This is a genomic window from Methylosinus sp. RM1 (assembly GCF_011378635.1).
GTDB lineage: Bacteria > Pseudomonadota > Alphaproteobacteria > Rhizobiales > Beijerinckiaceae > Methylosinus > Methylosinus sporium.
Genome location: NZ_WOVC01000003.1, coordinates 90,812 through 103,772 on the forward strand (window position 1 = coordinate 90,812; position 12,961 = coordinate 103,772).

The following is a 12,961-nucleotide window of genomic DNA, read 5'->3' on the forward strand; positions in this document are numbered from 1 at the left end:
GTCGCCCCGCGAGTCTCTTTGGGTCAGCGACATCCGCGTTCAAGACGCATTCGCCGCCTGCCGCTCTGTGATCGACGCCTCCCGACCCGGCGCCTCCGGGGCGCGCCGCGGCCGCCGGCTCTCCAGCTTGCTCATCAGCAGATAGATGACCGGCGTCGTATAGAGCGTCAGCAATTGGCTGAGCAGCAGCCCGCCGACGATGGCGACGCCGAGCGGACGGCGCATTTCCGCGCCGATCCCGCCGGCGAAGGCGAGCGGCAGAGCGCCGAGCATGGCGGCGAGCGTCGTCATCAATATCGGCCGGAAGCGCTCCACCGCCGCCTCCAGAGCCGCGTCGCGCACGGAATATCCCTTGTCGCGCTCGGCGTGCAGGGCGAAGTCGACGAGCATGATGCCGTTCTTCTTGACGACGCCGATGAGCAGCAGAATGCCGATGAAGGCGATCAGCGTGAATTCCATGCCGAAGGCTTCGAGCGCCAGCAGCGCGCCGAGACTCGCCGAGGGCAGGGTGGAGATGATCGTCACCGGATGGGCGAGACTCTCATAGAGCACGCCGAGGATGATGTAGACGGCCAGCAGCGAGGCGACGAGCAGCCACGCCATGCCCGAGGAGAGCTTGCGGAGATCCTTGGCGTCGCCGGCGAATTCCGCCTGCACGCCATTGGGGAGCTGCATTTCGTCGGTCGCCGTGAGAACGGCCTTGGTTGCGGCGTCCAGCGTATGGCCCGGCGCTATGTTGAAAGCGATCGTCGTCGCTGGCGTCACGCCCTGATGATTGACGACGAGCGGCATGGTTCCGCGCTCGATGCGGGCGACCGCGGTGAGCGGAACCTGGCCGCCGTCATTCGCCGTGACATAGAGGCTGGCGAGATCGCGCGGATCGCGCTGGCGCGACAATGGGGCCTCGACGATGACGCGATATTGGTTGCGCTGCGTATAGATGATCGAGTCCTGGCGCTGGCCGAAAGAGCTGCTGAGCGCGGCGTCTATGGCCTGAATCGGCACGCCGAGGCGCGAGGCCGCGGTGCGGTCGATGATGACGCTGGCTTTCAGCGCGCCCTGCTGGCGATCGCTGGTGACGTCGGCGAGCTCCGGCAGCTTCTGCAGCCGCGCGAGCAGCTTCGGCGTCCATTCCTCCAGCAGATCGATCGTGGAGGCGGCGATGGTGAATTGATATTGCGCCTTGCTCTGGCGTCCGCCCGACCGCAGATCCTGCGACGGCGTCATGAAAACGCCGAGCCCCGCGATCTTGGCGAATTCCTTGCGCAGCCGCGCGACGACCTCGAAGCTCGACGCCTTGCGCTCATTGGCCGGCTTCAGCGCCAGGAACAGCCGCCCCTGATTTCCCGACATCGTCAAATTGGCGGCGCCGATGAAGGAGCCGACATTGACGACGTCGGGATCGGCGGCGGCGATGGCCGCGGCCTTCTTCTGCAGCAGGACCATATCGGCGAAGGAAATATCGGGAGAGGCTTCGGTCGTGCCGTTGAGCAGGCCGATATCGTCTTGCGGCAGATTGCCCTTGGGGATGGAGCCGTAGAGATGAACGGTCCAGCCGATCGTCAGCGCGATCACGAGGAGCGTCGCCCAGGGATGGTCGATGACCGGCTTCAGGCTGCGCGCATAGAGGCCGACGAGCCGCGTCAGCGCGCCCTCGACGAGCCTGTCGAGACGCGACGGCGCATCGCGCCGGGGCGAGGGAAGCTGCGCGCAGATCATCGGCGTCACCGTCAGCGAGACGATGGTGGAGATGACGATGGCGAAGGTCAGCGTGAAGGCGAATTCGCGCAGCAGCCGGCCGAAAATTCCGTCCATCAGCAGCAGCGGAATGAAGACGGCGACGAGCGACAGGCTGATCGACACGACGGTGAAGCCGATCTGCTTCGCGCCGGCGAGCGCCGCCTCCATGCGCCCCATGCCGCGCTCGACATTGGTCTCTATGTTCTCGATCATGACGATGGCGTCGTCGATGACGAAGCCGACCGCGATGGTGAGCGCCATCAGCGAGAGATTGTCGATCGAGAAGCCGGCGAGCCACATGGCGGCGCAGGAGCCGACCAGCGACAATGGCACCGTCACCGCGGCGGCGAAAACCGGCGTCGCGCGGCGCAGAAAGACATACACCACCGCCATCACGAGAGCGACGGACACGAGCAGAGTGTTTTGAATTTCCGAGACGCTGGCGCGGATCGACTGCGTGCGGTCCGAGAGAATCGAGATATCGACGCCGCTCGGCACCCATTTCTGCAGCTCGGGCAGCAGCGCCTTCACCTGATCGACCATGGCGATCACATTGGCGTCCGGCTGCCGCGTCACGATGATCAGCACCGCGGGCTTGCCGTTGAACCACCCGGCCGCGAGCCGGTTGCGCACGCTGCGGTCGACGGTGGCGATGTCGCCGAGCTTGACCACCGCGCCATTGGCGGCGGTGACGACGATGTCGCGAAACTCGCGCGGGGTCGAAAGCTGGTCGTTCGCGGCGATGGTGCGGCCGAGCTCGTCGCCGTTCAGCGCGCCGAGCGGAGACAGAACATTGGCGGAGTTGATGGCGCTCGCCACCCGATCCATGCCTATGCCCATCGTCGCCAGCCGCGCCGGGTCGATCTGCACGCGGATCGCCGGCTGCTCGGCGCCGGCGATGCGCACCAGGGCGACGCCCGGCACTTGCGAGATGCGCTGCGCGATGACCGTATCCGCGGCGTCGAAAATGGCGCTGGTGGGCAGAGTTTCGGAGGTCAGCGCCAGGACGATGGACGGCACCGTCGCCTGGCTCGCCTTGCGGAAGGTCGGCAGGATCGGCAGATCGGACGGCAGATCGGTCGCGGCCGCATTGATCGCCGCCTGCACGTCGCGCGCGGCCGAGTCGATGTTTCGATTGATGTCGAATTGCGCGACGATCTGCGTCTGCCCGAGCGAGCTCACCGAGGTGAGCTCGGTGACGCCCGAAATTCCGGCGAGGCGGCGCTCCAGCGGGGCGGCGACCGAGGCCGCCATCGTCGCCGGATCGGCGCCCGGCCGCGCAGCGACGACGCCGATCGCCGGAAAGTCGATCGCCGGCAGGCTGGCGACCGGCAGAAAGAAATAGGCGACGGCCCCGATCATGAACAGCGCCGCGGCGAGCAGGCTCGCGCCCACCGGCCGGCGGATGAAGGGCTCGGAGATGTTCATGGCGTGAGGGCTCGCGGTCCGAGGCGCGCTCTGGACCGCGAGCCTTCAGGCTCGTATCGCGGGCGATCGCTCGGACATTCCGTCATTCCGCCGCCTCCTTGCGCTCGGCGGAGGGAGCGGCGGGCGCGGCCGGCCGCGGCTGCGGCGCGGGGGCGCCATGCAGCCATTCGCGCAGCCGCGCGCGCAGCCGATCGACGGCGAGATAGATGACCGGCGTCGTATAGAGCGTCAGCATTTGCGACAGCACGAGGCCGCCGATGATCGACACGCCGAGCGGAATGCGCAACTCGCTGCCCGGCCCATGCGCCAGCGCCAGCGGCAGCGCGCCGAGCAGAGCGGCCAGCGTCGTCATCATGATCGGCCGAAAGCGTAAGCGGCAGGCGCGCACGATGGAGTCGATCGGCGCCAGTCCGTCGGTCTTCTCCGCCTCCAGCGCGAAGTCGATCATCATGATGGCGTTCTTCTTGACGATGCCCATCAGCAGCACGACGCCGATCAGCGCGACGAGCGACATGTCGAGCCCCATCGCCATCAGCGCCAGCAGCGCGCCGACGCCGGCCGAGGGCAGCGTCGTCAGCACGGTGAAGGGATGCGCATAGCTCTCGTAGAGCACGCCCAGCACCACATAAATGGCGATGGCCGCCGCCAGAATGAGCCAGGGCTGGCCGGCGAGCGATTTGCGGAATTCCGCCGCGTCGGCGCTGAACATGCCAATGATGGAGGAGGGCAGGCCGATCTCGCGTTCGGCTTTCGCGAGCGCCTCCACGGCGTCGCCGAGCGCGGCGCCGGGCGCGAGGTCGAAGCTGATCGTCGCCGCCGGAAACTGCTCCTGATGCGCGACGGCGAGCGGCGCCGTCGTCTGCTCCACCGACACGAAGGTCGAGATCGGCGTCTGCGGGCCGCCATTGGAGGGCGAGACATAGAGCTTTTCGAGCGCGGTCGGGTCGCGCTGAAATTGCGGCGCGGCCTCCAATATCACGCGATATTGGTTGGACTGGGCGTAGATGGTGGAAATCTGCCGCTGGCCGAAAGCGTCGTTCAGCGTGTCGTCGACATTTTGCGCGGTGACGCCCAGCCGGCCCATCATCTCGCGATCGATGCGCAAAAAGGTGCGCAGGCCGCCGTTCTGCGTCTCGGCGGCGACATTGCGGAAGGCGCCGTCGCGGCGGATCTCGTCGAGGAGCCGTTGCGACCATTCCTGCAATTCGGCCTGATCGGGCGCGGTCAGCGTATATTGATATTGCGAGCGGCTGGCGCGCGTCGTGATCTGAATGTCCTGCACCGGCTCGATATAGACGGCGGCGCCGGGGACGCGCTCGACTGCGCGCTTCAGCCGCTCGGCGATCTCGTCGGCGCTCGTGCTGCGAATGTCGCGCGGGCGCAGCGTGACCGACATATGGGCGACATTGGTGGTGGCGTTGAGCGGGCCGACGCCCAGCACCGAGGCCGTCCCCGTCGCCTCCGGCTCGGCCTCGAAGATTTTCGACACTTCGGCCTGCAGCCGCGTCATCGTCTCGAAGGAGGAATCGGGCGAGGCCTCCAGCACCACATTGAGCAGGCTCGTGTCCTGGCGCGGCAGGAAGCCTTTCGGGATGACGGCGTAGAGCGCGAAGGTGAGCGCCAGCGTACCGAAGGTGAGCGCCAGCATCAGCCTCTGCCGGCCCAGCGCCATGGCGAGCGTCTTGGCGTAGAATTCGTCGAGCCAGGCGGAAAAGCCGCTCGCCGGCGCATGGGCGGCGTGTCCCGCGCCCGGCTTCAGCAGCTTGGCGCAGAGCATGGGCGTCAGCGTGAGCGAGATGATCGCCGAGACGACGACCTGCGCGGTGAGCGTCAGCGCGAATTCGCGGAACATGCGGCCGACGAGGCCGGTCATGAACAAAAGCGGGATGAACACGGCGATCAGCGAGACGGTGAGCGAGATCACCGTGAAGGCGATCTCGCGCGCGCCGTCCAGCGCCGCGCGATGCGGCGTCTTGCCGAGCTCTATGTTGCGGACGATGTTCTCGATCATCACAATGGCGTCGTCGACGACGAAGCCCGCGCCGATGGTGAGCGCCATCAGCGACAGATTGTCGAGCGAGAAGCCGGCGAGCGACATCAGCGCGAATGTCGCGATGATCGAGAGCGGCAGGCTGACGCCGGCGATGACGGTCGCGCGCCAGCTGCGCAGGAACAAGAGCACCACCAAGATCACCAGCGCCGTCGCCAGCGCCAGGGTGAATTCGACGTCCTCTATCGAGGCGCGGATGGTCTGCGTGCGGTCGTTGACCACCTCGAGCGACATGCCCTTGGGCAGGGCGCGCATGATGTCGGACAGCTCCTTGTGGAGCTGATCCACCGTGCTGATGATATTGGCGCCCGGCTGCCGCTGCACGTCGAGGATGATCGCCGGCTCGCCGCGATACCAGCCGCCGACCCGCGAATTTTCGAGCCCGTCGATGACCGTCGCCACATCGCGCAGCATGATCGGCGCGCCATTGCGATAGGCGACGACGACGGTCTCGAATTGCCGCGCCGCCTGCAGCTGGTCATTGGCGTCGAGCGTGTAGGATTGATGCAGCCCGTCGAGCGAGCCCTTGGCGCCGGCGACATTGGCGGCGGCGATGGCGGCGCGCAAATCCTCCATGCTCATGCGATTGGCGGCGAGCCGGCCGAGATCGGCCTGAATGCGCACCGCCGGCCGCACGCCGCCCTCCACCGCCACATGGCCGACGCCGGGAACTTCCGAGAGGCGCGGCGCGATCAGCGTGTCGGCGACATCGCTCATCTGCCGCATATTGGCGGTCTTCGAGCGCAGGGTGAGCGTCACCACCGGCGTGTCGGCCGGATTGACCTTCGCATAGACGGGCGGATAGGGCAGGGTGCGCGGCAGCGTCGAGGCGGCGGCGTTGATCGCCGATTGCACATCCTGCGCGGCGCCGTCTATGTCGCGATCGAGATCGAATTGCAGCGTGATCTGCGACAGGCCGAACGAGCTTTGCGACGACATGGTCTGCAGCGACGGAATCTGCCCGAATTGCCGCTCGAGCGAGGCCGTCACCAGCGCCGCCATCGTGTCGGGATTGGCGCCCGGCAATTGCGTCGTGACCTGAATGGTCGGAAAATCGACCTGCGGCAGCGGCGAGATCGACAAGCGCGCATAGCCCAACAGGCCGAACAGCAGCACGGCGAAGCCGAGCAGCGAGGTCGCCACCGGCCGTTCGATGAAGGGCGTGGACACGCTCATTGCCGCATGTCACCTTCTCTGCGGCGGACCGCCGCCGGCCTCTCGATTGCGCTCCCGGCGGGGGCGCGGCGCGGCGCCCTCCGCCGCTTCGGCCCCGCGGTCGGCGGTCGGCTCCATCACCCGCACCTGCGAGCCGTCGACGAGCCGCGCGAAGCCGGTGGTCGCGACCTTCTCGCCCGGCTCGACGCCGGAGACGATGACGGCCTGCGCCTCGTCCTGCCGTCCGACGACGACCGGCCGCATCGAGACGGTCTCATCCGCGTTCAGCACATAGACGAAGGCGCCGTTGGGGCCGCGCTGAATGGCGGCGCTCGGCACGACGCGCGCGTCGCGCAACAGGTCCACCGTCACGCGGACATTGACGAATTGCCCGGGCCAGAGCGAGAGCTCTTTGTTCTCGAATGTGGCTTTCACCTTCACCGTGCCCGTCGTCTGATCGATCTGATTGTCGATCACCGCCACGCGCCCCGTGTCGAGCACGCTGGAATTATCGGAGGCGAGCGCGGCCGCCTTGGCCGGAGCGCGCGATTGCGCCTTCTGCACCGCGGGCAGAGACTGTTGCGGCACGGTGAAGACCACATAGATCGGCTGGAGCTGGGTGATGACGACGATGCCGGTCTGATCCGAGCTGTGCAGGATATTGCCGACGTCGACGAGCCTTATTCCGGTGCGTCCGTCGATCGGCGAACGTATGGTGGCGTAGTCCAGCGTCGCCTTGGCGTTGTCGATCGCGCCCTGATCGGCGCGGATCTGCGCCTCGAGCTGGGTGACGAGCGACTCTTGCGTCGCATATTGCTGCTGCGAGCCGAAATTGCTCGCCGCGAGCTTCTTGTAGCGCGTCACATCGACGCGGGCGTTGGCGAGATTGGCCTCGTCTTGCGCCTTTTTGGCGACCGCCTGATCATAGGCGGCCTGATAGAGCGTCGGATCGATGAGCGCGACAATGTCGCCCTTTTTGACGTTCTGCCCCTCCTCGAAGGCGAGCTTGATCAGACGTCCGTCGACCTGCGTGCGCACCGTCACCGTGTTGAGCGCCTGCGCCGTGCCGACCGCGTCGATCGTCACCGGCACATCCGCGACGCGCGCCGGAGTCGCCGTTATGGCGATCGGTCCGTCGAAGCCGCGGCGGCGCCCGTCACGCTTGCCGCCCGCCGCTGCGGCGGATTCTTTTGCGCCATCCTCGCCGGAGTGCCAGGGGCGCGCGACATAGACGCCACCCGCCGCCAGCGCGACGAGCGTCGCCAGCGCGACGAGGGACGCGGGCCGCTTCGGCGGCCAGGAGATGCGCGAGGCGAAATTCGGCTTCACGGCCACGGGCCCTTGTCCGATTCATAGGCGGCGTCTTCGGTGGCGATCTCGAGCGCGCGGGTCGTCCCCGACCAGCCGCCGCCGAGCGCCGAATAAAGGCTCGTCGCCGCCTGGAAATAGGCGAGCCTGACCTGCGCCAGCGTGTCCTCGGTCTGAAACAAGGTCGTCTCCGTCGTGGAGAGGGTGATGATGTCGATCGTGCCTTCGCGCAGCCGCGCTTCGGCGACCTCATAGGCGCGCCGCGCCGCGGCCGCCGCCTCTCCCTGCAGCTTCAACTGCCGAGACGTCTCTTGTATGGCGATGAGCGCATTTTCGACGTCGGCGAAAGCGGTCAAAATCTGTTTTTTGTAAGTCTGGGCCAGCTCGGCGAACTTGCCCTGCTGCAGTAGATATTGGCCTTGCAGATTATAGCCGTCGAAGAGCGGCTGCGTCATATTGCCGGCGATCTGCCAGGCGATCGCCTCCGGGCGGAACAGCGAGCGCAGCGCGACGCTCTGCACGCCGAAATAGCCGGTCATCTTGATCGATGGGAAGAAGGCGGCGCGCGCCTGCAGCACCGAGAATTCGGCCGATTCCAGCTTGGCCTCGGCCTCGGCTATGTCCGGACGGCGCAGCAGCAGCTCGGAGGGCAGGCCGGGCGCGACTTTCGGGAAGCCGAGCCGGGTCAGCGAACCTCCCTTGATGACGGCGCTCTCCGGCGGGACGCCGAGCAGCACGGCGAGCGTGTTCTTCGTCTGCCGCAAGGTCTGTTCCAGCGGCGGCACGGAGGCGCGCTGCTGCGCGACGACCGAGTCCTGCTGCGAAAAGTCGAGCGCCGTCGCCGTGCCGACGTCGAGCCGGGCCTTGATGGCCTTCAGCACGGTTTCGGCGATCTTGATGTTGTTGTGGGCGATGCGCAGCCGGTCTTCCGCCGTCAGCACTTGAAAATAAGCGTTCACCACCGAGGCGATGGTGGAAATCTCGACGACGTCGCGGTCGAAGCGGCTCGCATGAGCGAGCAGACGCGCGGCGTTGGAGGCGTCCTGATTCTTGCCCCAGAAGTCGATCTCATAGCTCGCGTCGAGCTGCATCTGCAAGAAGTTGGCGCGGCGGGTGCGCAGCGCCGTGGAGCTCGCCGCTCCGGTCGTCGTGGTGGCGCTGGTCGAGGCGCTAGTGCTCGTCGCGCTGGTGATGGTCGCGGGCGTCTGCGTGCGCCGCGCGATATTGTTCATCGTCAGCGATGGCCACAGCGGCGCGCTGTCGATTCGCGCGGTCGCGTCGGCCTGCTGGATGCGCGCCACCGCGGCGGCGATGTCGAGATTTTGCTCGAGCGCCTTTTCGACGAGGCGGGTGAGCTCGGGTGAGCGAAAGCCCAGCGACCATTCCCTGGCCGCGCGAATAGGCGCGGCCGAGCGCGCCGGACCCGCGGCCTTGAACGCGGGCGGCGTTTCGACCGTGGCGTCCGGTTTCTCCCAATCCAGCACGCAGCCGGAAAGCGCTGTGGCCGCGGCGAGCGCCGCAGCGCGACCGAAAAGCAGAGCCGGCCGTGGTCGTCGTCTGGAGAACAAAGGCAATTCCGTTCTATCCGCATCCGCGCCCGGATGGGCGCGCAGCCCTCACAACGGGCCTAGACCAATGAGCGTCGCCCTCAAAGTGGGCGCACGAATTTTCCACTTCCGATATGTCTCGGCGGAGCGAGGGAACGCCTCGTCGCCCTCCGATCTACGGCTGCGGCCCCGTTCGACCCTGCGAGCGTGGCGCTCGACGGTCAAGTTACGGATTGGTAATTCGCCGCCGCTGGGTCGGCGCCTTGTGCGAAGGCGCCGGCTCGCCGGATACTTTGGTCCAGCTTTCGCTCTGGCACAAGAAGGCGATCAGACAGCCGGTGAGAGTGAGACGAGTTGGGCTGTCCAAAGTAATAATGCCGATATAAATTTTCCCATTTTCGGGATTGAAGAGATCGCCTTTCCACCGATTGGGCTCGATCCGCGCGGCGTGGCGCAGAATCAGCATGGGCTGCTGGCCGGGCGGCGGCGGCGGCAGCACGCCGCGCGCGCAGAGCTTGCCGTCGCAATCGAAGAATTCGAGTCTCTGCTGGTGGCCGTCGCGATTCCAGACGCCATAGATCGGCTCCGCCGCGCTGGCGGCGATGGGCTCCGGCGTCAACGGGGCCGCGGCGGCGGAGGACGCCGCGAGCGCGAGCAGCAGGGAGACGACGGCCGCCTTGGTCATGGCTCGGAGCCTAGCACGCCATGGGGCGGCTGCACAGGCGAGGCCGGCGCCGTATCCTCCGGGCCCCGCGCTCGCGCCTCCGCCTCTTCGAGCCGCGGCGGGCCGAGGAAGGCCGGAACGATGATGAAGGCCGCCAGCAAAGTGAAGAACAGCGAGATGGCGAGCAATGCGCCCATGCTCGCCGTGCCCGGATGGCTCGACAGCAGCAGGCTGCCGAAGGCGGTTCCGGTGGTGAGCGCGCTGAAGAAGATCGCGCGCGTCAGGCTCGAGGCGAGCATGTCGGAGACGCCCTTGCGCCAGGCGATGACGTAATAGATGTGGAAGGCGACGCCGACGCCGAACATCAGCGGCAAAGCGATGATATTGGCGAAATTGAGCGACATGCCGAGAAGATCGGCCGCCTCGAGGCTCATGATTCCGGCGAGCACCAGCGGTCCCAGAGTGAGCGCGACGTCGCTCGCCCGCCGCAGCGCGACGACGAGAATGAGAAAGATGGCGACGAAGGCGAGCGCGCCGGCCTGCAGAAAGGCGTCGACGACGGTCTTGCCGGCCTCGGCGACGATCACCGGCGGGCCGCCGGCGTCGGGCGCGAGCTTTTGCACCGCCTCGGCGAAACGCGTCATCACCTCGCGGTCGTTGCTGTCGCCTTTGGGCGTCACCTCGACGCGCACGTCGCCGTCGGCCGAGATCCATTCGGAGCGCAAATCCGCGGGCAGCGTCTCCGGCGTGATCCGCTGGACGGCCAGCGCCTTGCGCAGCTCGCCGAAGAGGCGCTCGAGATCGGAGAGCGCGGCGATCTGCGCCTCCTTGCGGACTTCCGGCGTCGCCTTGACGAGCGCGTCGAGCGCATCGGCGAAGCGGACGAGGCCGGGCGGCGCTTTGGGCGCGGCTCCCGCCTTGCGGATCGTCTTGGCGGCGCGCGTCAGGGCCTTTTTCGTCTCCTCGTCGGTGGGCGCGGGCTTGAGCGTCGGATCGAGCACTTTGCGCAGCTGATTGGCGGCGTTTTCGAGAATCGGCAGCTTCTCGTTCTGATCGGCCGGGATGAGCTGATCGATCGTCGTCACATGATCGACCTCGGGCAGAGCGGCTATTTTTTCGGCGAGCGCGCGCGCGGCGGGCAGATTGGGCGCGAGGGCCTCGATCTTATTGGGAGCCGTTTGCGGATTTTTGGACAGATCGAGGAAGGTGGCGACCGATTCGACGCTCTGGTCGCGCAGATTCATGGGATTGGAGTCGAATTTCAGATGCAGCAGAAAGGGCGAGCCGGCGAGCGTCACCGCCGCCGTCGCGACCAGCACCAGCGCACGATGCCGCGCGATCCAATGATCGACCGCGGCGAGCGAGGCGGTCTGCACCGGCGCCGTCTCCGCTTTGGGGCCGAGGATGCGGATCAGCGCCGGCAGGAAGGTGAGCGTCGCCAGATAGGCGATGATCATGCCGAGGCCGGCGATGAGGCCGAGCTCGGCGACGCCGAGAAACTCGGTCGGCAGGAAGCAGAAGAAGCCGGCGAGCAGCGAGACGGCGGCGAGCGTCAGCGACCAGCCGATGCCGCGCGTCGCCGCCACCAGCGCTTGCGGCAGATCGTCGATGCTGTGCCGCTCCTCGCGATAGCGCGTGGCGAATTGAATGCCGAAGTCGACGCCGAGGCCGATGAACAGCACGGCGAAGGCGACCGAGATGAGATTGAAGCGGCCGATCAGCGCTATGCCGAGGCCCGAGGTCATGGCGAGGCCGGCGATGATCGTCAGCAGCACCGCGAAGATGAGCCGCTTGGAGCGCAGGGCCGCCCACAGAATGAGCGCGACGACGGCGAGCGTGGCGGAGACGTTCAGCCCCGTATTCTCGGCGACGGTCGCGAATTCTTCATCGGCCAGAGGCACTTGGCCGGTGAGTTTGACGGTCACGCCCGCGGCCGGAACGAGACCGAGCGCTTTGGCCGTGTCGCGGATCGTCTGAATGGCCTCACGGCCCGGCTCCAGCGCCGAGTAATCGATGATCGGCTTGATGAGCACGATGCGGCGCGGCTCGGCGCTCGGGCCGACCGACGGCGCCTCCGGCTCGCGGCCGCCGGCGAGCAGCTTCTCCCAGGAGACCTTGGCGGGCTCGCCGGCCAGCACGGCGTCGAAAGCGTCGGTGAAATTGTCGAGGCCTTTGGCGAAAGCGGCGAGGCCGCGCTCGCTCGTTCCCACCTGCTTCAAACCGAATAGCAGAGAGTCCGACAGGCCGCGCAGGCTCGGATCCTCGGCCAGCGGCTGCAGGAAGTCGCGCTGCGCGACGAGGGAGTTCATGTCGCGGCGGATCTCCTCGACGCCGAGGAACAAAATGCCGTTGTCGCGGAAATATTTATTGTCGTCCGGCCGCCAGACGCGGGACATGAGCGGCTTGCCGGTCAACGCGTCGCGCAGCGCATCGGCGCTTTTTTCCGCCTGCTCGCTGCTCTTGGCGTCGATGACCGCAACGATGATGTCGTCGATTTGCGGAAAGGCTCTGGCGAGGCGAGTCTCATTGGCGCGCCAAGGAACCTCGGGCGAGAAGAGATGCGCAGTGTCCGTGTCGATGGCGAAACGCGTGGCGGTCACATAGGCGCCGGCGACGGTGAGCGCGAGCGTCGCTATGACGACCGTCCAGGGCCTGCGCAAACACCAGGCCACGAGTTTTTCCAACATCAAAGGTCCTCGAATTGTTCGATGCGCCGTGGGCGGCGCCGGTCGCGCGCGCCGTTTCGAGCGGAGGCTCGGGCGCAGAGTTCAGAAGTCGCTGGCTATGCCTTTGCTCTCCCAGTCGCCATAGCGCGCCGGATCGAGCCCGCCGCGGCCGCCGAGCTCGCGCGCCGCCGGCGGCGTTTCGCGGGCCGCGCGCGCGCGGCGCTCCTCCGCCTCCGCGAGCGCGCGCAAAGCTTCCGGCGGCGAGGGCCGTGGGGTCGCGGAAGCGTCCCGAGATTTCTCCGCTTCGGTCATTCATCCTCCGTGGCGCCCGTTTCGCGGCGCTCGCCTCGGGTCAGCTCCGCATGTGATATAAACGACGATTCGATCCGCGTCGAAGGTGAGT

General features: G+C 67.0%; 7 protein-coding genes. All 7 read right to left on the reverse strand.

What is annotated here, in order from left to right; genetic code table 11:
- Positions 1-39: 39 nt before the first annotated feature.
- The 7 genes from FMZ75_RS02820 to FMZ75_RS02850 all read right to left on the reverse strand — a co-directional run bounded on the left by FMZ75_RS02820 (position 40) and on the right by FMZ75_RS02850 (position 12,870).
- A complete protein-coding gene (locus tag FMZ75_RS02820) occupies positions 40-3,168 on the reverse strand; it encodes an efflux RND transporter permease subunit (RefSeq protein ID WP_166141234.1) in 3,129 nt (1,042 codons plus the stop codon).
- A gap of 82 nt (positions 3,169-3,250) precedes the next feature.
- Positions 3,251-6,394, reverse strand: coding sequence for an efflux RND transporter permease subunit (locus FMZ75_RS02825; protein ID WP_166141235.1), 3,144 nt, complete (start codon positions 6,392-6,394; stop codon positions 3,251-3,253).
- A 9-nt stretch (positions 6,395-6,403) separates the two neighbouring features.
- The gene (locus tag FMZ75_RS02830) at positions 6,404-7,708 is read right to left on the reverse strand and encodes an efflux RND transporter periplasmic adaptor subunit (protein WP_244594661.1); all 1,305 of its coding nucleotides are present in this window, start codon (positions 7,706-7,708) and stop codon (positions 6,404-6,406) included.
- Complete coding sequence (locus FMZ75_RS02835; RefSeq protein ID WP_108917161.1) at positions 7,699-9,255, reverse strand: efflux transporter outer membrane subunit; 1,557 nt, start codon at positions 9,253-9,255, stop codon at positions 7,699-7,701. Before FMZ75_RS02835 ends, FMZ75_RS02830 begins: the two co-directional genes overlap by 10 nt.
- 199 nt (positions 9,256-9,454) lie before the next feature.
- A complete protein-coding gene (locus tag FMZ75_RS02840) occupies positions 9,455-9,913 on the reverse strand; it encodes a DUF2147 domain-containing protein (protein WP_108917160.1) in 459 nt (152 codons plus the stop codon).
- On the reverse strand, positions 9,910-12,579 hold the full coding sequence (locus tag FMZ75_RS02845) for an MMPL family transporter (RefSeq protein ID WP_166141236.1): 2,670 nt from the start codon (positions 12,577-12,579) through the stop codon (positions 9,910-9,912). Before FMZ75_RS02845 ends, FMZ75_RS02840 begins: the two co-directional genes overlap by 4 nt.
- 81 nt (positions 12,580-12,660) lie before the next feature.
- Entirely contained in the window at positions 12,661-12,870 is a 210-nt protein-coding gene (locus tag FMZ75_RS02850) for a DUF1674 domain-containing protein (protein WP_108917158.1), read from the reverse strand.
- Positions 12,871-12,961: the final 91 nt, after the last annotated feature.

Bases quoted from the DNA above. Each gene is read 5' to 3' on its own strand.
- FMZ75_RS02825 (WP_166141235.1), bottom strand. From the start codon at position 6,394: ATGAGCGTGTCCACGCCCTTCATCGAACGGCCGGTGGCGACCTCGCTG.
- FMZ75_RS02820 (WP_166141234.1), bottom strand. From the start codon at position 3,168: ATGAACATCTCCGAGCCCTTCATCCGCCGGCCGGTGGGCGCGAGCCTG.
- FMZ75_RS02840 (WP_108917160.1), bottom strand. From the start codon at position 9,913: ATGACCAAGGCGGCCGTCGTCTCCCTGCTGCTCGCGCTCGCGGCGTCC.
- FMZ75_RS02845 (WP_166141236.1), bottom strand. From the start codon at position 12,579: ATGTTGGAAAAACTCGTGGCCTGGTGTTTGCGCAGGCCCTGGACGGTC.
- FMZ75_RS02850 (WP_108917158.1), bottom strand. From the start codon at position 12,870: ATGACCGAAGCGGAGAAATCTCGGGACGCTTCCGCGACCCCACGGCCC.